This window comes from Streptomyces lydicus (assembly GCF_001729485.1).
GTDB lineage: Bacteria > Actinomycetota > Actinomycetes > Streptomycetales > Streptomycetaceae > Streptomyces > Streptomyces lydicus_D.
In genome coordinates this window covers 4,988,040-5,006,893 of sequence record NZ_CP017157.1, presented here as the reverse complement: position 1 = coordinate 5,006,893, position 18,854 = coordinate 4,988,040, and the positions used below count along the sequence as shown (strand labels likewise).

Here is an 18,854-nt window from a genome sequence, read left to right as displayed (position 1 = left end):
GGCGCCGGCGGCCCCGTCGGGCGCCCGTGCACCACCCACCCTCAACCACCGAGCCGGAAAGGCGACTTCACCCCATGGCCGACCAGCTTCTGTTCAACCCGCGCAGCTACGACCCGGCGCACTTCGACCCGGAGACCCGCAGGCTGCTGCGGGCCACCGTCGACTGGTTCGAGGACCGCGGCAAGCGCAGGCTGATCGAGGACTACCGCTCCCGCGCCTGGCTGGCGGACTTCCTCGCCTTTGCCGCCAAGGAAGGGCTGTTCGCCACCTTCCTCACCCCCGCCTCCGCCGCCGACGGCCACCAGGACAAGCGCTGGGACACCGCCCGGATCGCCGCCCTCAACGAGATCTTCGGCTTCTACGGCCTCGACTACTGGTACGCCTGGCAGGTCACCATCCTCGGCCTCGGCCCGGTCTGGCAGAGCGACAACGAGACCGCCCGCGCCCGGGCGGCCGAACTCCTCGACCAGGGCGAGGTGTTCGCCTTCGGCCTGTCCGAGAAGGCGCACGGCGCCGACATCTACTCCACCGACATGCTGCTCGAACCCGACGGCGACGGCGGCTTCCGCGCCACCGGGTCCAAGTACTACATCGGCAACGGCAACGCCGCCGGGCTCGTCTCCGTCTTCGGCCGCCGCACCGACGTCGAGGGCCCCGACGGCTACGTCTTCTTCGCCGCCGACAGCCGCCACGAGGCGTACCAGGTGGTGAAGAACGTCGTCGACTCCTCCAAGTACGTCAGCGAATTCCGCCTGGAGGACTACCCGGTCGGCCCCGACGACATCCTGCACACCGGCCGCGCCGCCTTCGACGCCGCCCTCAACACCGTCAACGTCGGCAAGTTCAACCTCTGCACCGGCGCCATCGGCATCTGCGAGCACGCGATGTACGAGGCCGTCACCCACGCCCAGAACCGCATCCTCTACGGCCGGCCGGTCACCGCCTTCCCGCACGTGCGCCGCGAACTGACCGACGCCTACGTCCGCCTCATCGGCATGAAACTGTTCAGCGACCGCGCCGTCGACTACTTCCGTTCCGCCGGCCCCGACGACCGCCGCTACCTGCTCTTCAACCCCATGACGAAGATGAAGGTGACCACCGAGGGCGAGAAGGTCATCGACCTGATGTGGGACGTCATCGCGGCCAAGGGCTTCGAGAAGGACACCTACTTCGCGCAGGCCGCCACCGAGATCCGGGGGCTGCCCAAGCTGGAGGGCACCGTCCACGTCAACCTCGCGCTGATCCTCAAGTTCATGGGCAACCACCTGCTGAACCCGGCCGAGTACGCGCCGGTGCCGACCCGCCGCGACGCGGCCGACGACGCCTTCCTCTTCCGCCAGGGACCGGCCCGCGGCCTGGGCGCCATCCGCTTCCACGACTGGCGCGCCGCCTACGACGCCTTCGCCCACCTCCCCAACGTGGCCCGCCTCCGCGAACAGGCCGACGCGCTCTGCGAGTTCGTCACCACCGCCGCCCCCGACGAGGAGCAGAGCCGCGACCTCGACCTGCTGCTCGCGGTCGGCCAGTTGTTCGCGCTGGTCGTCCACGGCCAGCTGATCCTGGAGCAGGCCGGCCTGACCTCGCTGGACGAGGACGTGCTCGACGAGCTCTGCGCGGTCCTCGTCCGCGACTTCTCCGCGCACGCCGTCGAACTGCACGGCAAGGACTCCGCCACCGCGGACCAGCAGCGCTGGGCGCTGTCCGCGGTCCGCCGCCCGGTCGTCGACACGGACCGTTCGGCCCGTGTCTGGCAGCGCGTCGAGGCGCTCGCCGGCGCGTACGAGATGGCGCCGTAACCGCCGCTCCCGAAGCACCCCGAGCCGGCGGAACGGAAACGGGGCCGGCCCGGCCGACGACATCGGCCGGGCCGGCCCCTCGCGCTAGCGGCGGTCTCCTTCCGACGGGGCGCCGCCGGGCGGCGGACACTTCTCGGCGATCTTGTACTTGAGGGCCTCGGGATAGTCGTGCCGGTCGAACCGCACCCGCACCACGACGGGTCCGTCGTTGATCGCGTCACTCGGGTCGGCGATCCGGCCCAGCAGGGCGGCGAGCTCGTCGTGGGTGCCCACGGCGAGGCCGTTCATCGGCTGCTTGGCCGTGCCGAACACCTCCGCGAGCTTCTCGTACTGCCACGGGTGCAGCTCGTTGTAGAAGTCGGCGCCGTCCGACGACGGCGCCCCCTCGCGGTAGTAGCAGGGATTCACCAGCATCTGCTCGATGCCGTAGAAGCCCTCGTTGTCCAGGACGAACACGACCGGGCGCAGCCCCTGCCGCACCTGGGTCGACATCTCCTGGCAGGTCTCCTGGAAGGAGCCGTCGCCGACGAACACCATCGGGCGCTTGCCCGCGCCCTGCCGCGCGAGCGCCACGCCGGTGGCCGCGCCGACCGAGTAGCCGATGGACAGCCAGCTGTTCTGCGCCACGTACGAGGCGCGTTCCGCCATCCGCAGGTTCATCGACGCGATCAGCGCGAACGCGGCGTCGCACACCACCGTGTACGGGCTGGTGCGCCGGCCCTCGCCCTCCCCGGACACCAGGAAGTCGTTGACGTGCCGGAAGAAGCTGTCGTACGTCACGTTCTCCGGGTACGGCCCACCGGACCGGGCGGCCAGGAAGGCGTCGGTGCTCTCCGGGACGTCGAGGCCCTCCTCGTGCGCGAGGGCGAAGTAGTCCGCCTCGAAGGTGCCGGTGCCGAAGTCCGCGATCAGCCGCTCGCGCAGCGCCGGGATGAAGTCGGCGAGCTGCACGTCGGGGAAGTACGAGGCGCCGACGTGCACCCCTTCGTGGGCGGCGACCGCCCAGTCGTCCCCGATCGACTGCACGCCGCCGAGGTTCTTCGACGTCGCCCAGGACCCCAGCCCGATCCGGCAGCCCGCGTTGTTGAAGACCTTGGCCACGTCCTCGTGGCTGGCCTTGCCGTTGTAGACGCCGGAGAACCCGGGGGTGTACTCGGAGACCACGGACTTGGCCCCGACGGTGGTGCAGAACGGGATGCCGGTGTCGCGCACCAGCCGCTCGAACTCGTCGGACAGCCGGAAGCGGTCGATCTCCTCACCGGCCCACAGGATCGGGTTGCGGTAGTGCCGGACGAGTTCCGAGCAGGCGGTGACCGCCCGGTCGAGCATGCGCCGGTTCTGCGCGGTGACCGGCCGCTCCCGCCGCGTCAGCCGGCCGCTCGGGGCGGGACACCGCGCCCCCCACACGTCCTCCATGACCTCCAGGTAGACGGGCCGACGGTGGGTGAGGCACGCGGTGATCGCGCTGTCGATCTGGGTGGGGGCCAGGCCCGGGTGGGAGATGGCCTGGGCGTCCACCGTCACCTGGCGGTAGACGTCCAGGTTGCTGGTCGGACGCTGGGACATGTGCGAGGTGAGCAGGCCGATCGCCTGCTGGTTGAGCCACTGCTCATAGCTGGGGGCGGCGTTGATCGCGATCAGCGGCACGTACTCGGCGAAGCCGCCGCCGATCGCGTTGAGCAGGTTGAACGCGCCCACGCTGTACGTCACCGCGACCGCGCCGATGCCCTGCTCGCCGAGGGACACCTGCGCGTCGGCGGCCTTCACCCGCGCGTACCCGTCCGCGGCCTGGCCCGCGCCGCCCTCGGTGGGCGTGCCCACCCAGCGGACGCCGGTCTTCTCGTGCAGGGTCGACAGGAACGGGCCCAGGTGGTCGCCGGGCACGCCGAACAGATGGGTGATGCCGAGCTGTTCCAGCCTCAGGGCCAGGTACTCGGCCACGGTGCAGGTCTCGTTGCCGGTCATGACGTCACCGCCTTCTCGCGCGTGCGGTGCGTCGCCGCACCGGCCCGCCGCTCGCGGGGCGCCTCGGCCCGCGCGGCCGCGGTGTCGTACGGAACGGGAGCCTCGTTGACGGCGATGGCGGCGCGGACGGCCGTCTCCACCGCGCCCTCGATCCACGCGTGCTTGAGCGACACGTGCTCACCGGCGAAGTACACCGGCCCCTCGGGCCGCACCACATCGAGGTGGAAGCTGGTCATCTGGTGCGGGGTGTAGACGGCCGCCTCACCGCAGGCGTACGGGTCGCGCAGCCAGCTCTGGGTCTGGCCGGCACCGGTGTAGAAGACCTCGATGCGCCGGCCGTGCACCGACTGGAGGTTCTCCAGGGCGTAGCCGTAGCGCTCGGCGTCGTCGAACGAGTCCCAGCGCGCCGCGTCGTCCGACCACGAGTAGGCGGCCAGCACCACGCCGCCCTTGCTGCCGGGCACCGCGTGGGAGGGGTAGTACATGAAGCGGTTGGGGTTGTCGGTGGTGGAACCGCCGCCGTAGACGTGGCTGGCCGGCCGCACGCCGGCGCGCAGCGCGGAGTTGCGGAGGTACTCCACCTGCTCGTCGTCGATGAGCTGCTCGTCCACGCTCGGATGCGCGCCGAGCAGCCCGGTGGGCAGGTTCCGCACGCTCTCGGGCACGGCCAGCGCCGCCTCGGCGTCGTCCTCACCCCAGCGCTGGTAGTACTCGTACAGGCCGGGCGCGATGGCGTCCAGTTCCCGCTTCCAGTCCTCCTCGGTGAACTCCCACCAGCGGCGCGAGAACTCCAGGAGCACCTTGGTGGCCTGGTCGTAGTGCGTCTCGATGACCGCGCGGCGCTTCTTGTACGAGAACGGCGGCGTCACCGCCACGAAGCGCAGGCTGGAGAACGGGACGGTGACGATCGCCAGGTCACCGGTCCAGGTCTGGGTCTCGGCGGACGGCTCGTTCTCGGGCACCGTCTCGATGGCGACGGCCGGGCCGCTCGGTCCGGCGAGACCGCCGTGGTGGCCGTCGCGGCCCGGGTCGTAGTACTCCAGCCGCACCATCCGCTGGCCCATCACGATCTGGTCCCCCAGGTCCTTGGCGAGGGCCTCCGGAAGCTGCCGGCTGCCGCCCTCGATCTCCCAGTAGGTGGCCGCCGGGTCGATGTCGCTGCGGCCCAGGAAGCTGTGGAAGAACGCCAGGTGCAGTCGCGACGTCATGTTCTCGATCGTTCCGATCGCCTCGACGGCCTCGTCGCTGAACCCGGCGTACTCGCGCAGGAAGCGGCCCATCGAGAAGCCGTCGAAGTCCCTGATGACCCCGGCCCAGCCGTCCAGCCACTCCTTGAAGGGCTTGTTGACGCGCTTGCCGTCGCTCTGCAGGACGGAGTAGTAGTCGCGGACCGGCTCCAGCGCCTGGTTGACCATGTCGGAGACGGTCAGCCGCGATTCGCAGCCGGTGAGGTGGAAGCCCTCGTTGATCGCCGACGGGTCCGTGGCGTACTGCCCGCGCCGCACCTGCGTCCGGTTGGTGCGGATCCAGGTGTGGTTGCGCTTGTCCGGCTCGCGGAACTCGGGGCTGGGCTTGCCGTACGTCCAGGTCTTGCCGTCCTTGAACGACTTGTAGACCACCGGCGGTAAGGCGGCGCCCTGGTTGCCGGTCTTCGGGTCGATGTCGACGTTGAAGAACAGCCGCCGCTTCAGGCCGAGTTTGTCGATCAGCGCCAGCGTCAGCGGATGGAAGCTGGGCAGCCGCATCGCCCCGGCCTCCGCGTACTGCGCGGGGTCGGTGAACGGCGCCGGCTCGCCCTTCTTGGCGTGGAAGGTCTTGATCCGGCCGCCGACGCGGTTGGCGTTGGCCTCCAGGATCGTCACGTCGTGCCCGGCGCGGGTCAGCAGATGACCGGCGACCAGGCCGGCGATGCCCGCGCCGACGATCAGGATGCGCTTGCGGTCGACCGGGGGCTCCAGCCCGTTGTCGATCAGGACGTCGAGGTACCGCATTTTGAGGTCTTCGTTGGCCGGCTCGGGGCCGACCAGCAGCAGTTCACGGGCGAGTTGCTGATACGTCTTGTCGTCGGCGCGCTGGACGCCGCTGTGCTCACCGCGGATGCCGTTCCGGTTGTCGCTCATGTCGGTCAGCCCTCCTCGTGCAGGGACTCGTTCGCGGCGAGCCGCCGCAGAGTGGTGGTGGACGGGGTGAACGCGTACACCGCACCGGTCGTCCGCACGAACCGGTCCATCGTCACCGTGCCTTCGTGGCCGTCGGCCAGCACGATGTGGGCGTCCGGACTGCCGGAACCGCCCTCCCGGAGGGTGCCGATCACCTTGTCGATGCCGTTGGGTGCGCCGGCGTCACCGGGCACGAAATCGGGGTTGTTGCACCAGGCCCGCTGGACGAACTCGAACTGCCGCTCCAGCGAGGTGCCGTAGCAGACGAACATCAGGCCGCGGTCCGTCCGGTCGTCACCCGCCGTGTACGCGGGACCGTACGGAATGCCCCGGCGCATGAGGCGGTGCTGCTGGGTCGGAGTGAAGTGGCGCGGATGCGACCTGCGGATGTGCGCGGCGCACGGCGTCTGCTTCCCCGGCCCGTCGTTCTCGTAGGTGAAGTCGTTGCCGTCCGGCCCCACCCCGGTCACCGGGTTCTCGCCCTGCGCGAGGGGCGTACCGTCCTTCTTGCGGCCCACCAGGCACGCGCCCAGCAGATCGGGGGAGATGCCCGCCGGCCGGAAATTGCCGGCCTCGCGCACCACGGCCTTGTTCCAGCCGGCGACGTCCTGCCGCAGCCGGCGTACCACCTGGAGCGAGCCGTTGTCCATCCATGTCGGAGCCTCGGGCGCGCTGCCGCTCTCGCTCTTGTGACCGAAGACGAACTCGCCCGGCTCGACGAGTACCGACCCCGGCCGGTGCTCCCGGGACCCGGGCTCGTCGCGGTCCGCGCGGTGGAAGTCCTTGACGCCCGGCTGGGAGATCCCGTCCTTGTAGCCGAAGTGCTCGTGCCCGCGCAGCTCCCCGGTCAGGGTGCGTCCGTCGTCCTGGTGGACCACCGTCACACCGTGCGCCGAATCGGCAGCCGCGAGGTTCCTGAGCTTCTCGTTCAGCGCCTCCTCGGTGTCCGAGGCGACGATCAGCACGGCGTGCACCCCGGTACCGTCCGAGCCGAACAGCCAGTTCGCCGGCGCGTCCGGCCCGTGGTCACCGAGGTCCGCAGCCCGCGCGGCGGCGCCCTGCGTGAACGAGGTGAAGGCGGTCAGGTCCTGCTTGATCCGGTCGGGCTCCCGCGCGACCCGCAGCAGGCCCTCGTACGTCAGGGACACCCCGACCCAGGTGGCGGTCACTGACGGATCCTCCCCGTAGGCCCGGCGGGACAGCGAGAACTCCTCGTTGAAGTCCTCGACCGTCGCGGTCACCGCCACCGTGTTCAGCATGACCGAGAGCCAGCCGCGGCCGCCCGCGCCCTGGTCGTCGGGGAAGCGCAGGTAGCGGAACGCCATGTAGTCCTTGTTGAACGCGGCCAGGATGTTTCCCTGGATCTCCCTCGATCTGCGCAGGGGCGGTTCCGGAAGTTGCTCTATGTCCGGTGCGGCCATGGGGCGCGCTGAGATGGTGGTCACTTCTCTCCTTCGCTGGGACTTCGCCCGCACCTCGGCCTTCCGGAGCAGCGCGCGCTCGCGCAGGCGGACGCCGGCGCACACGGGCGCGGGCGTCTCCGGGGAGGCTTGACGTGGGGATCGGCGTGGACAAGGCGCAAGGGCACACCGAGGACAGCCGGTGCACGGCTTGTGCCGCCAGCCCAGCACCGAACCCCACGCCCCGCAGAAGCACCGGCGCCAAGCGGAGCACTGCGTCACCCGTATCGGTGACTGCGGGGGGAGGCAGGCATGCGAAGGAGGACCGGGGGACGGACGCCGCCGCTCGCCGCGGGGCGCCCGTCCCGGCGGGGCGTACGGGGAGTCCCCGATACCGCCCGAGCGGGGCTCAACTGCTCGTTCCCGTAACGCGGTTGGCGGGGCCCGCACCGCCGGCGACGTCAACGGCGACGGGTACCGCGACCACGCGGTCGCCCCGCGGCGGCGCCCCGCGGGGGGCAGCCGGCGCGGTCAGCCGGCCGCGGCGGGGCTGCCGATCTCGTCGAGATGCGACTCCACCCAGTGCCGCACGGCCGCGAGCGGTCGTGCGACGCTGCGGCCGAGATCGGTCAGGGCGTACTCGACGTGCAGCGGCACGGCGGGGATGACCGTCCGGTCCACGAAGCCGCCCGCCTCCAGGCGCCGCAGGGTCTGCGTCAGCACCTTCGGGCTGACGCCCTGGAGCCGGCGCTGCAGGGCCCCGAAACGCTGCGGTCCCTCTTCCATGGCGCCGATCGCGAGCGCGGTCCACTTGTTGGCCAGCAGGTCGAACACCTCGCGCCCAGGGCACAGGGCGGCGTAGACGTCGTGCTGGTCATGGCTTCCCGTGCGGCAGGTGGTGGTCACCGCAACCCTCCTCACCTCGATACTTCCCTATGGATAGTAGACGCCCTTGCGGGTTACTGCTCCCCGGCGGGTAGCTTCCGGATCGCGGGCGCAGCGACTGCGCCGCACCGCCGCGTCACGGGTGCGCACCTGAGCCACCCGGCGCGTCCGACATCCGCTTTTCCAGGAGTGAGTCCGCCATGACCAGCCCGAACCCTGCCGCGCCGACCATGCGCGCCCTCGTCCAGGACACCTTCGGCGGGCCCGAGGTGCTGCGCACCGCCCGGGTCGCCCGGCCGGTGCCGCTGCCGACCGAGGTGCTGGTGCGGGTGCATTCCGCCGGGGTCAACCCGGTCGACTGGAAGACCCGGACCGGGGGAGGGATGGCCGGTGTGCTCGGCGACCCGCCGTTCACCCTGGGCTGGGACGTCTCCGGAGTCGTGGAGGAGGTCGGCTTCGGCGTGCACACCCTTGAGGTGGGGGACGAGGTCTTCGGCATGCCGTGGTTCCCCCGCGCCGCGTCGGCGTACGCCGAGTACGTGACCGCGCCGGCCCGGCAGTTCGTCCGCAAGCCCGCCGCGCTGAGCCACGAGCAGGCGGCGGCGGTCCCGCTGGCCGCGCTCACCGCCTGGCAGATCCTGGTCGACGCGGCGGAGGTCCGGCCGGGGCAGCGGGTGCTGGTGCACGCCGCCGCCGGCGGCGTGGGCCACTTCGCCGTGCAGATCGCCCGGCACCTGGGGGCCCAGGTGATCGGGACGGCTCGGGCGGGCCGGCACCAGTGGCTCCGTGAGCTGGGCGCCGACGAGCTGATCGACTACACCGCCGTCCGCTTCGAGGAGGCCGTCCAGGGCGTCGACGTGGTGGTCGACCTCGTCGGGGACGAGGTGGACGCGACGAGCACCCGCTCCCTCGACGTCCTGGCCCCCGGCGGACTGCTGGTCGCCGTGCCGTCCGGGGTGGCGCCCGAGCTGGCCGCACGGGCCGCGGACCGGGGCCTGCGGACCAGCCCGTTCCTGGTCGAGCCGGACGGCGCGGCGCTCGCCCGGATCGCCGGGCTGCTCTCGGAGGGCGCCCTCACCGTGGAGGTCGCCGACGTCTTCCCCCTGGAGCGGGCCGCCGAGGCGCACCGCCTCGGGGAGACCGGGCGCACCCGCGGCAAGATCGTGCTGAACGTCGCGGGCTGAGGCCCGTCGCGCCGCCCGGGCCGCCGGCGGTCACCGGCTGGGCCGGCGGCCCGGGCAGTGCGCACACTGGAGACATGGGCGCGGTGACCGTTGGCGAGACGGCGGAGCGCGAGGACCTGCTGACAGTCGCCCTCGGCAAGGCGGTCCAGGGCGCGGGCGCGTACTCCGGAAGCGTCTTCCTGCGCTCCCGCGACCGCCGCGCGCTGGTGCTCGCCGCGACCTGCGGAATGCCGCCGTCCCTGCTGGGCGGCTGGCGGCTCATTCCGGTGAGCAGCCCGATTCCGGTCGCCACGGCCTTCACCTCCGGGCGCACGGTCCACCTGGCCGACGCCGACGAGACGGTGCGCCGGTACCCCCAGCTCGCGGTGGCGTTGCCGTACGCCTTCGGCTCCTGCTCGGTGCCGGTCGGCGCGGGCGGGGAGACCTTCGGAGCGTTGGCGGTCGTCTGGGCGGCGCCGCCGGGCAGCGCGGGGCTCTCCAAGGGCAGACGCCGCCATCTGCGGACGCTCGCCGGCCGGCTCGGCTCGTCCCTGGCGGCCCTGCGCGCCCGTACCGGCGATCCCGTCGAGTGCGACCCGCAGACGCTGCCCGTCGAGATGCCCGCCCCCGGTGCGCCCGCCGTGCGGGCCGGCCTGTTCGACTGGGACCTGCGCACCGGCGCCCTCCTCGCGGACGACGAATTCTGTGCCCTCTTCGGCCTCGACCCGCGCGCCTTCGACGGGCGGGCGGACACCCTCGCCGCCCGGCTCCACCCCGGCGACCGTGCCGCTTTCCGCGCCGCGGCCCGGGCGGCGGCCGCCGAGGGACGGCTCGTCTCGCGGTCCCTGCGCGTCCGCGAGGACGAGGGGGAGGGGCCGGGCGGCGAGCGGTACCGGACCCTCGACATCTGGGGCCGGGTACCGGAGGTGCGCGACGAGCGGGCGCGCAGCCACCTGGTCGGCGTGGTCATCGACCCGCGAGCCGGCCGGGCGGCCACCGCGGCCGTCGAGCGGCTGCGGGACGGGCTGTTCTCGCTCACCCCGGACGGGCGGGTCAGCTACGCCAACCGCAGCCTCGCGGAACTGCTGGACGTGCGCGGCGAGGTGCTGCTCGGGCAGTGCCTGTGGGACGCCCTGCCGTGGCTGTCCGACCCCGCCTTCGAGTTCCGGCACCGGTCCGTGATGGTCTCGCAGGCGCCGTCCTCGTTCGTCGCCTGCCGGCCGCCCGACCGCTGGCTCGCCTTCTCCCTCCACCCGGACGCGGGCGGCGTGACCGGCCGGGTGGTCGCCGTCGGGCCGCCGGCCTCGGCCGAGGAGCCGCCCGTGGCGCCGCCGCCCCCGGCCGCGGCGCCGGCACGCCTGGGCGTGATGTACCACGTGCTGCAGCTGGGCAGCGCGCTGACCGAGGCGGTCACCGTCCGCGAGGTCTGCCAGGTCGTCGCGGACCAGCTCCTCCCGGCGTTCGGCGGCCAGCAGCTCGCCCTGTACGTGGTCCGGGACGGCACCATGCACCTGAGCTTCCACACCGGCCATCACGAGAGCTTCCTCGACTGGCTGGAGGGCATGCCGCTGCACGCCCGGCTGCCCGGCACCGAGACGCTGACCTCCGGTGTCCCGCTCTTCATCGAGACGCGGCACGGGCTCGCCGAGGGCTACCCCGACATCCCCATCGGCGAGGTGAACTCCTGGGCGTACCTGCCGCTGATCGCCTCCAGCCGGCCGGTCGGCACCTGTGTGCTCGGCTTCGACGAGGTCCACCACTTCACGACCAAGGACCGCGGCGTGCTGACCGCGCTCGCCGGGCTGATCGCCCAGGCCCTGGAGCGCGCACGGCTCTACGACGCCGAGTTCGCCCTGGCCCGCGGCCTCCAGCGGGGCCTGCTGCCGCACCGGCTGCCCGAACTCCCCTACGTCCGCACGGCCGCCCGCTACCTGCCCTGCACCAGCGGCATGGACATCGGCGGCGACTGGTACGACGTCATCCCCACCGCCGGTGGCGTGGCCCTGGTCATCGGGGACGTCGAGGGCCACAGCATCGCCGCCGCCGCGACCATGGCCCAACTGCGCAGCGCCGTACGGGCGTTCGCCGCGGTGGGGCACGCGCCCGGCGAGGTGCTGGCCGGCGCCAACCGCACCCTCCTCGACCTCGACTCCGGCCTGCTCGCCAGCTGCTGCTACCTCGCCCTCGACCCCGGCAGCCACCGCGCCCACGCCGTCCGGGCGGGCCATCCGCCGCCCCTGCTGCGCCACCCCGACGGGACCGCCGAGGTCCTGGACCCGGAGACCGGCCCGCTCCTCGGCGTCGACCCCGCCAGCGAGTATCCGCAGACCCCCGTCGACCTGGCGCCCGGCTCCATCCTGGCCCTCTACACCGACGGCCTGTCAGAGGAGCGCGGCACCGACATCGACGTGGGCATCGACCGGCTGCGGGCCTCCCTGGCGCACGCCCCCGCCGGTTCCCTCGACGAACTCGCCGACCGGCTCCTCCAGCACGCCCGCCGCTCCTCCTACCGCGCCGACGACATCGCCCTCCTCCTGACGGAGTTCCACCCGGTCACACCGCCACGCTGACGCGGGCGCCACGAGCAGCGCCGGGGAGGCCGGACCGCGCCCGGCCTCCCCGGCGCACACGCGGACGGGGGAGGCGCGCCTACCTGGAGGCGTACGGCAGCAGTGCCATCTCGCGTGCGTTCTTGACGGCGCGGGCGAGTTGGCGCTGCTGCTGCGCGGTGACCCGGGTGACCCGCCGGCTGCGGATCTTGCCGCGGTCGGAGAGGAACTTCCGCAGCAGATCGGTGTCCTTGTAGTCGACGTACGTGATGCCGGCCCGGTCCAGCGGGTTCGGGCGGGCCTTGAGGGGCTTGCGGGGGTCGGAGCGACGGGGCACGGGAGTTCCTTCTCTCGATCGTGGGAGGGGGTGAAAGGCGTCAGGGCCGGTGTCAGGACACGGGGTCGAGCAGCGCGTCGAACGAGGCCGGGAGGCGCCGCCATGCCTCCCGCCCGCCGGCGAACTCGGCGTCGGTCAGCAGACAGGAGTCCAGCAGCCGCGCCAGGCCCGCGCGATCGAGGCCGGGTGCGGTGAAGACCAGGTGCTGGCCGCGGTCGCCGAGTTCGGGATGCCAGTCGAGGGCGGCGGCCGCCCGGCGCGCGGGCGGCACCATGTCCCAGGCGGCGTCCGGGAGCGACGCCAGCCACGGGCCGGTGTTCGCCACGCACAGCGCGCCACCCGCGGCGTCCCAGGACAGCAGGGTGTCGGGCCGGTCGGCGAGCCAGAAGCGGCCCCGGCTCCGGGCCGCCGCGCATGCCAGGTCCTCCAGCGCCCGGTAGAGCCGCTCGGGATGGAACGGCCGCCGGCGCCGCCACACGAAGGTGGCCACCCCCGCCTCCTCGGCGTTCTGCGGCAGCAGCGCGCAGGCCGGGTGCTGGGCGGCCGCGGCCGCCTCCACGTCGAACCCGGCGGACCCGACAGCCCCGGCCGACGCCACCTCGGCGAGCTGCCGGGACGTGACGGGCACCTGCCGCGCGGTCGGGTGCAGCTGGGCGAGCAGCGCACGGTCCCCGTCGTCCGCGTCCCCGGTGTCGACGAGCGCGAGCACCTGGGCGTACTCCAGCTGGCGCGCCCAGGTGTCCCCGACGGTCCGCTGGTCGGTGGCCGCCACCGCGAGTCCCGCCTCTGCCAGGTCGTCCCCGTTGGAGAGGTAGGGCAGGACGAGCGCGGGGTCGACGGCGGTCATCACCGTGGAGAGCGTCAGCGTCTCGCCGCCGTGCGCCGCGATGACCTCGGCCATCGCCCGCGGCTCGACGGAGTCCCACAGTTCGACCACCGCCAGCCGGTGCAGTCCGCCGGCGGCCAGCCGCTGGAGTTCGGGGACCGCGTCCTCGCGCAGTGCGCAGCAGGCGCAGTCGTTGACCAGGGGGACCTCGTTCGAGGACAGCTCGCCCGAGACGTCGCGCACGGTGCGCCGTACGGTGCCCGCGGCCGCCGTCGAGAGGTCGTGGTACAGCGCCACACTGCCGCGCACGGTGTGCAGCAGCCGCCGCACGACCTCGGCGCGGGCGTCGGAGTGCAGCCCGCCGACGAGGACGACGGGGAACGGGTGGGCCGGGCGTGAGGGGTTGCGTGCCATGGCGCTACTATATGGGAATGGTTTCCATTTCCGATAACGAGAACGATGAAAGGGAGGCAGGGCCATGTCCGCCCACTGCCAACTGACCGGCGCCCGACCGGGATTCGGCAACACCGTCTCCCACTCGCACCGGCGGACCTCCCGCCGGTTCGACCCGAACATCCAGCGCAAGCGCTACTGGCTGGCGAGCGAGGGGCGCCATGTGCGGCTCACGCTCAGCGCCCGGGCGATCAAGACGGTCGACGTGATCGGCGTCGAGGCCGCGGTGGCGCGCATCCGTGCGCGAGGGGGGAAGGTCTGATGGCGAAGCAGAGCAAGATCGCGAAGAACGAGCGGCGCAAGGAGATCGTCGAGCGGTACGCGGCCCGGCGCGCGGAGCTGAAGGAGATCATCCGGCGGCCCTCGACGAGCGAGGCCGAACGGGCCGCCGCTCAGGCCGAGTTGCGCCGCCAGCCGCGCGACGCCAGCGCGACCCGGGTGCGCAACCGGGACAGTGTGGACGGCCGGCCCCGCGGGTACCTGCGTACCTTCGGCCTCTCCCGCGTACGGATGCGCGAGCAGGCACACGCCGGGTTCCTCCCCGGTGTCACCACGTCGTCCTGGTGACGCCCTGCCGTTGAGGCCCCCGGGGCTGCGGTCCGGCGGCGCGCCGCAGGCCGTGGCCCCGGAGGGCCGGCCGTGCCGGAGCTGCCCCGCATCCGGCGCGAGGCCGGCTGCCGGGGCCGGTCAGCCGTCGGTGCCTGCGGGCGGTGCCTCGTCGAGGAGGTGGGGGCCGTTGTTGCGGACGTTGTTGACGGCGGTGGTGACCGCGCGGGTGTGCAGCCGGCCGTCGGCGGGCGTGTCGAGCAGCGCGCGCAGCTCGTCGGAGTCCTGGTGCGCGGGGTCGAGCCATGCCTCGTGGTGCGCGGGGGAGACGGTCAGCGGCATCCGCGGGTGGATCCGGCCGGCCGCGTCCGTGGCCTCGGTGGTGATGATCGTGCAGGTCGCCCACCACGCCGCCGGATCGTCGTCCGCCGCCACCTCCGGGTCCCGCCAGAACTCGTACAGACCCGCCATCGCCATCAGCCCGCCGTCCTCGGGACTGATGAAGTACGGCTGCTTGCGGGCCTTCGCGCCGCCCTCGGCGGGCAGCTGCTGCCACTCGTAGAAGCCGTCCGCCGGCAGCAGGCAGCGCCGTTTGGCGAAGGCGCGGCGGTAGGCGGGCTTCTCGTGCACCGTCTCCACCCGCGCATTGATCATTTTCGAGCCGACCGAGAGGCTCTTCGCCCAGGACGGGACGAGCCCCCAGCGCAGCGGCCGCAGCTGCCGCGCCACCTCTCCGGTCGCGCGGTCGGCGCGCTCCAGCACCGCCCACACGTCGTCCGTGGGCGCGACGTTCCAGCTCGGCGCCAGCAGCGTCTCCGGGTTCCACCGGCTGACGTGGAAGAGCCCGGCCAGGTCCTGCGGACTCCGGGTGGCAACGTATCGACCGCACATACCCCCACCCTGCCACGCCGCACACGGCGGCGGGCGGGAAAGCCGCGGTGCCGGGCTCTCGACGGCCGCAGCGCAGGTCAGGCAGGGCGCGGCGGCCCGCCCGGAGGCCGGTCAGCCGGCCGCGGGCCCGAACCGGCGCCGGTACGCGGACGGGCTGATGCCGATCTCGCGGTGCATCAGCGCGCGCAGATTGGCGGCGGTGCCCAGCCCGCTGCGCCGGGCGACCACCTCGAACCGGGTCTCGCCCCGCTCGATCAACCGGCAGGCCAGCGCGAGCCGTTCCGCGGTGAGCCAGCCCAACGGAGTGGTGTCCAGCTGCGCCCGGAACCGGCGGTGCAGCGTTGCCGCACTGACCGCCGCCCGGGCGGCGAGGTCGGCCACCGTGAGTCGTGCGTCCAGCCGTTCCTGGGCCCAGGCGAGGAGCGGCGTCAGGGACTCGTCCGGCAGGTCGGGCATCGGCCGCTCGACGAACTGCCGCTGCCCGCCGTCCCGATGGGCTGCGAAGACCAGCCGCCGGCTGACGGCGTTGGCGACCTCCGCGCCGTGATCGCGACGGACCACGTGCAGTCCGAGGTCGAGCGCGGCGGCGCTGCCCGCCGCGGTGAGGATGTCGCCGTCATCCACGAACAGCACGTCCGGTTCGAGCCGGACGGCCGGGAAGCGGGCCCGGAAGGTGTCCGCCCACTGCCAGTGCGCGGTGGCCCGGCGGCCGTCGAGGACCCCGGCCTCGGCCAGCGTGAAGGCGCCGCTGCAGTAGCCGATCAGACGTGCCCCGCGGGCGTGCGCCCGCCGCACGGCATCGAGCACGGCCGGGCGCCGCGGCACCTCGACGTCGGGACGGTTGGGAACGATCAGGGTGTCCGCCGTGCCGGCCGCCGCCAGGTCGCCGACACCGGACAGCGTGAAGAAGCCGTCCCGCATCAGGGTGCGGGGCTCCGCGGAACACAGCGTGAAGTCGTAGAGGTCGCGACCGAGTTCGGGTCGGCGCAGGCCGAAGATCTCGATGGCGCAGCTGAGTTCGAAGGGGTTGGAGTTCTCGTCCACGATCACCACGACGCGGTGCGGACCGGCCCGGCGCACCGGGTGCGAGGATTCTTTCGCCATATGCGATTTCTAGCACTCCCGCCGGTGCGGGAGACGGCGGAGGATGAGCCCATGAGCAACGAACCGCTTCTCCTCGACCAGGCGCTGGCCTCCTTCGACGCCCTGTGGAGCCCCCGCATCGCCGCCCGCGTCAACGACTACGACGTGCGCATCGCCAAGGTCGAGGGCGAACACGTCTGGCACGTGCACGACGACACCGACGAGTTCTTTCTCGTACTCGACGGCGAGCTGCACCTCTCCTTGCGGGAACCGGCGGGCGAGCGCACGGTCCGCCTCCCCCGGGGCGCCGTCTTCACCGTCCCCCGGGGCACCGAGCACAAGCCGTACGCGCCCTCCCGCACCGCGATCCTGGTGTTCGAGCCCACCGGGACCCTGACGGTGGGCGACCGCCACGACGAGGTCCCGGCCCACGTGGACGCGACCACCGGCCATACGCTCGTGAACTGACCACCCGTCAGACGGCGGGGTCGCCGGCCCTTCCGCCGCCTACTCGGCGAGCAGACGGTGGAAGAAGGCCCGGTAGTGGCGCAGTGCCAGCCGCAGGCCCTCGGTGTCCACCTGCTCGCCGCGGTTCCACTGTCCCTCCAGGGACTGCTTGTGGTCGGCGAACGTCGTGGCGAGCGTCTGCATCACCTCGGCGACCAGCGCGTCGGCGCCGTGCACGGCTGCGCGCGGATCGTCCACGAACCTGTTCTGGATCTCCTGCCAGCGGTCCCGGAACCCGTCGGCGTCCTTGCCGGAGAGGAGCTGCGGGGCCTCCTCGTCGGAGGCGCCCCCGCGAGCGGCACCCTCGGCCTCCGCCGGCTCCGGCTGCGCGGACCGGGTCGGCGTGGCGGTGGCCTCGCCGGGGAGCGTGGGCGCGTCGGAGGGCGGCTGCGGGCCCTCGTCCGGGGGACCGGTGGGCTGGGCCAGGTCTTCGGTGGTCAGGCCCCTCTGGCCGGTGCCGGGCTCGGGTACGGCATGGCGTTCCATGGGTCCATCCTTCGCTGGGTGGAAGGCGGTGGGAGTTCAGGCCCGGGCGTGCCGCGCCCCTCCGCCGCCGTCGGCGAGCAGTTCGTCGAACAGCGCGCGGTAGTGCACCATGGCGCCCCGCAGCTGCTCGGTGGTGGCCCGGTGCGCGGTGCCGAGAGCATCGACCTCGTGGGCGGCGCGGTAGTGCTCCATCGTGCGGCTGTGCTCGACGGACAGGTCCCTGAGCTGCTGCTCGAAGCCCTCGGTCGGATAGCCCCGCTCGTGCATCAGCGAGGTCACCAGGCGGTCCGCGTCGTGCACGGCCTCTTCCGGACGGTCGACGAACTCCTCCTGCACGCCGGCCCAGTCCCGGCTGTACCGCTCACGGCTGCTGCTGGGCAGCGGCTTGATGTCCAGCGCGTCATGGCGCCTCTCGCGAGACCTCAGCTCGCGCTCACCGGCCAGCTGGCTGTCGGCACCCTCGATGGTGCGCTCGTACTCCGGGCCGAAGCGTTCCTGCAGATGGCGACGCCGGTTGACGAGGAGCGTGATCGCGACGGCCAGCAGGGCAACCACCACCACGACGGGGATGATGATCGCCAGAAGGGTCCCTGTTGACATCGGGCAAACCTCCTTGAATTACCACTTGTCCCAGTTTAGGGCCGCGGCATGTGATTGACCCGTCGACCACCTGCCGCGGCCGCGAACACCTGGAAGCGCCGCTCGCCCGGGCCGCTCACCGTCACTGCCGGGCGACCGCGCCGGACGCGTGCCCCGGTTCCCCACATGTCCGCGCGGCTGCCGGGTAACCGCGAAGAGAGGGTGGGGGATTCGCGACCGGCGGGAGCGAGAGGATGAGCGAGAGCGCCACGACGGCGGCCACCGCGGCCTTCCCGACATCAGCGAGGGCGTGTGCCGTCCCGGCCCGGACGGCGCCCGCGCGGCCCGAGCGGATGGCGCCGGCCGACGCCCGTCAGCTGTCCAAGACCTTTCTGTTGCGGCTGCGGGCCCTGGACGAGGGCACCGATGAATACCAGTACGTGCGCAACACCCTCATCGAGATGAACCTGAGCCTGGTGCGCTACGTCGCCCGCCGGTTCATCCGGCGCGGTCAGCCGTTCGACGACATCCTGCAGGTCGGCACGATCGGGCTGATCAAGGCCATCGACCGTTGGCGGCCCGGCCGCAACGCGGAGTTCACCACCCTGGCCGTCCCCTACATCGACGGCGAGATCAAACGCTTCTTCCGCGACACCACCTGGGCGGTGCGGGTGCCGCGCCGCATGCAGGAGATGCGCATCGAGATCGCCCGCGCCCGCGAACAACTGGAGGCCGACGGCGTACAGGAGCCGTCGGCCGCGCAGTTGGCCGGCCATATCGGGGCCGACGAGGGCGAGGTGGCGGAGGGGCTGGTGGCCTGCAACGGCTACGACAGCGACTCCCTCGACCGCCCCCTCCAGACGGGCGGCGCTGCCGAGCGCACCGGATCCATCACCGAACTCCTCGGCTCCGACGACCCGGCCCTCGCGCTCGCCGAGAACGTGCAGGCCCTCAAACCGCACCTGGCCGAACTGAACGAGCGCGAACGCACCCTGCTCCAGCTGCGCTACGGAGCGGAGATGACCCAGGCCGAAATCGGCGCGGAGCTGGGCCTTTCGCAAATGCACGTCTCCCGGCTGCTGGCCCGCCTGTGCGGCAGCCTGCGCGAACAACTCCTCGCCGAGGCGTAGCGGCGCCGGGCTGCCTTTGGTGTCAGGGAGCATGGGCGGAGCACGGCAACTCACCGTCGGATCCCGCGTGCGGGACCTGGATGCGCCCTGCGCGTCGTA

General features: G+C 72.7%; 17 protein-coding genes. 7 read left to right on the top strand and 10 right to left on the bottom strand.

All coding sequences use genetic code 11. From position 1 onward, the window contains the following. The first annotated feature begins 74 nt into the window (after positions 1-74). The gene (locus SL103_RS21820) at positions 75-1,796 is read left to right on the top strand and encodes an acyl-CoA dehydrogenase family protein (protein WP_069570644.1); all 1,722 of its coding nucleotides are present in this window, start codon (positions 75-77) and stop codon (positions 1,794-1,796) included. A gap of 84 nt (positions 1,797-1,880) precedes the next feature. On the opposite strand, the gene SL103_RS21815 is transcribed toward SL103_RS21820, so the two are convergent. From SL103_RS21815 to SL103_RS21800, 4 genes are all read right to left on the bottom strand, one after another. Further along, entirely contained in the window at positions 1,881-3,761 is a 1,881-nt protein-coding gene (locus SL103_RS21815) for an alpha-keto acid decarboxylase family protein (protein ID WP_069570643.1), read from the bottom strand. After that, positions 3,758-5,881 (bottom strand): flavin monoamine oxidase family protein, encoded by a 2,124-nt coding sequence (locus SL103_RS21810; RefSeq protein WP_069570642.1) that lies wholly within the window; start codon positions 5,879-5,881, stop codon positions 3,758-3,760. Before SL103_RS21810 ends, SL103_RS21815 begins: the two co-directional genes overlap by 4 nt. A gap of 5 nt (positions 5,882-5,886) precedes the next feature. After that, on the bottom strand, positions 5,887-7,365 hold the full coding sequence (locus SL103_RS21805) for a Dyp-type peroxidase (RefSeq protein WP_208869924.1): 1,479 nt from the start codon (positions 7,363-7,365) through the stop codon (positions 5,887-5,889). A gap of 486 nt (positions 7,366-7,851) precedes the next feature. Then, positions 7,852-8,226 (bottom strand): winged helix-turn-helix transcriptional regulator, encoded by a 375-nt coding sequence (locus SL103_RS21800; protein ID WP_069570640.1) that lies wholly within the window; start codon positions 8,224-8,226, stop codon positions 7,852-7,854. A gap of 179 nt (positions 8,227-8,405) precedes the next feature. Here SL103_RS21800 and SL103_RS21795 point away from each other — a divergent pair, with 179 nt between their 5' ends. Both SL103_RS21795 and SL103_RS21790 read left to right on the top strand, forming a co-directional pair. Continuing rightward, positions 8,406-9,389, top strand: coding sequence for an NADP-dependent oxidoreductase (locus SL103_RS21795; RefSeq protein ID WP_244304005.1), 984 nt, complete (start codon positions 8,406-8,408; stop codon positions 9,387-9,389). A 74-nt stretch (positions 9,390-9,463) separates the two neighbouring features. Continuing rightward, complete coding sequence (locus tag SL103_RS21790) at positions 9,464-11,938, top strand: SpoIIE family protein phosphatase (RefSeq protein WP_069570639.1); 2,475 nt, start codon at positions 9,464-9,466, stop codon at positions 11,936-11,938. A 79-nt stretch (positions 11,939-12,017) separates the two neighbouring features. On the opposite strand, the gene rpsR is transcribed toward SL103_RS21790, so the two are convergent. Together rpsR and SL103_RS21780 are read right to left on the bottom strand one after the other, a co-directional pair. Next, positions 12,018-12,254 (bottom strand): 30S ribosomal protein S18, encoded by a 237-nt coding sequence (gene rpsR / locus SL103_RS21785; protein WP_069570638.1) that lies wholly within the window; start codon positions 12,252-12,254, stop codon positions 12,018-12,020. 52 nt (positions 12,255-12,306) lie between these two features. Further along, a complete protein-coding gene (locus SL103_RS21780) occupies positions 12,307-13,494 on the bottom strand; it encodes a CobW family GTP-binding protein (RefSeq protein ID WP_069570637.1) in 1,188 nt (395 codons plus the stop codon). Positions 13,495-13,558: 64 nt separating this feature from the next. Here SL103_RS21780 and rpmB point away from each other — a divergent pair, with 64 nt between their 5' ends. Together rpmB and rpsN are read left to right on the top strand one after the other, a co-directional pair. Then, on the top strand, positions 13,559-13,795 hold the full coding sequence (gene rpmB / locus SL103_RS21775; RefSeq protein ID WP_069570636.1) for a 50S ribosomal protein L28: 237 nt from the start codon (positions 13,559-13,561) through the stop codon (positions 13,793-13,795). Next, positions 13,795-14,100, top strand: coding sequence for a 30S ribosomal protein S14 (gene rpsN / locus SL103_RS21770; protein WP_069570635.1), 306 nt, complete (start codon positions 13,795-13,797; stop codon positions 14,098-14,100). Before rpmB ends, rpsN begins: the two co-directional genes overlap by 1 nt. Before the next feature lie 120 nt (positions 14,101-14,220). Here the strand turns inward: rpsN and SL103_RS21765 are convergent, their stop codons facing one another. Further along, positions 14,221-14,970, bottom strand: coding sequence for an SOS response-associated peptidase (locus SL103_RS21765; protein WP_069570634.1), 750 nt, complete (start codon positions 14,968-14,970; stop codon positions 14,221-14,223). A 111-nt stretch (positions 14,971-15,081) separates the two neighbouring features. After that, complete coding sequence (locus tag SL103_RS21760) at positions 15,082-16,074, bottom strand: helix-turn-helix domain-containing protein (RefSeq protein WP_069570633.1); 993 nt, start codon at positions 16,072-16,074, stop codon at positions 15,082-15,084. Positions 16,075-16,125: 51 nt separating this feature from the next. Here SL103_RS21760 and SL103_RS21755 point away from each other — a divergent pair, with 51 nt between their 5' ends. After that, positions 16,126-16,521 carry a cupin domain-containing protein gene (locus SL103_RS21755; RefSeq protein ID WP_069570632.1) on the top strand — a complete coding sequence of 132 codons (396 nt, stop codon included), beginning with the start codon at positions 16,126-16,128 and terminating at the stop codon, positions 16,519-16,521. A gap of 39 nt (positions 16,522-16,560) precedes the next feature. On the opposite strand, the gene SL103_RS21750 is transcribed toward SL103_RS21755, so the two are convergent. Both SL103_RS21750 and SL103_RS21745 read right to left on the bottom strand, forming a co-directional pair. Beyond that, on the bottom strand, positions 16,561-17,046 hold the full coding sequence (locus SL103_RS21750; protein WP_069570631.1) for a hypothetical protein: 486 nt from the start codon (positions 17,044-17,046) through the stop codon (positions 16,561-16,563). 36 nt (positions 17,047-17,082) lie between these two features. Next, complete coding sequence (locus tag SL103_RS21745) at positions 17,083-17,646, bottom strand: hypothetical protein (protein ID WP_069570630.1); 564 nt, start codon at positions 17,644-17,646, stop codon at positions 17,083-17,085. 233 nt (positions 17,647-17,879) lie between these two features. Here SL103_RS21745 and SL103_RS21740 point away from each other — a divergent pair, with 233 nt between their 5' ends. Beyond that, positions 17,880-18,755, top strand: a complete 876-nt coding sequence (locus SL103_RS21740) for a SigB/SigF/SigG family RNA polymerase sigma factor (protein ID WP_069570629.1) — start codon at positions 17,880-17,882, stop codon at positions 18,753-18,755. Positions 18,756-18,854: the final 99 nt, after the last annotated feature.

Bases quoted from the DNA above. Each gene is read 5' to 3' on its own strand.
- SL103_RS21745 (WP_069570630.1), bottom strand. From the start codon at position 17,646: ATGTCAACAGGGACCCTTCTGGCGATCATCATCCCCGTCGTGGTGGTG.
- SL103_RS21755 (WP_069570632.1), top strand. From the start codon at position 16,126: ATGAGCAACGAACCGCTTCTCCTCGACCAGGCGCTGGCCTCCTTCGAC.
- SL103_RS21790 (WP_069570639.1), top strand. From the start codon at position 9,464: ATGGGCGCGGTGACCGTTGGCGAGACGGCGGAGCGCGAGGACCTGCTG.
- SL103_RS21740 (WP_069570629.1), top strand. From the start codon at position 17,880: ATGAGCGAGAGCGCCACGACGGCGGCCACCGCGGCCTTCCCGACATCA.
- SL103_RS21765 (WP_069570634.1), bottom strand. From the start codon at position 14,970: ATGTGCGGTCGATACGTTGCCACCCGGAGTCCGCAGGACCTGGCCGGG.
- rpmB (WP_069570636.1), top strand. From the start codon at position 13,559: ATGTCCGCCCACTGCCAACTGACCGGCGCCCGACCGGGATTCGGCAAC.
- SL103_RS21760 (WP_069570633.1), bottom strand. From the start codon at position 16,074: ATGGCGAAAGAATCCTCGCACCCGGTGCGCCGGGCCGGTCCGCACCGC.
- rpsN (WP_069570635.1), top strand. From the start codon at position 13,795: ATGGCGAAGCAGAGCAAGATCGCGAAGAACGAGCGGCGCAAGGAGATC.
- SL103_RS21820 (WP_069570644.1), top strand. From the start codon at position 75: ATGGCCGACCAGCTTCTGTTCAACCCGCGCAGCTACGACCCGGCGCAC.
- SL103_RS21780 (WP_069570637.1), bottom strand. From the start codon at position 13,494: ATGGCACGCAACCCCTCACGCCCGGCCCACCCGTTCCCCGTCGTCCTC.
- SL103_RS21810 (WP_069570642.1), bottom strand. From the start codon at position 5,881: ATGAGCGACAACCGGAACGGCATCCGCGGTGAGCACAGCGGCGTCCAG.
- SL103_RS21815 (WP_069570643.1), bottom strand. From the start codon at position 3,761: ATGACCGGCAACGAGACCTGCACCGTGGCCGAGTACCTGGCCCTGAGG.
- SL103_RS21750 (WP_069570631.1), bottom strand. From the start codon at position 17,046: ATGGAACGCCATGCCGTACCCGAGCCCGGCACCGGCCAGAGGGGCCTG.
- SL103_RS21795 (WP_244304005.1), top strand. From the start codon at position 8,406: ATGACCAGCCCGAACCCTGCCGCGCCGACCATGCGCGCCCTCGTCCAG.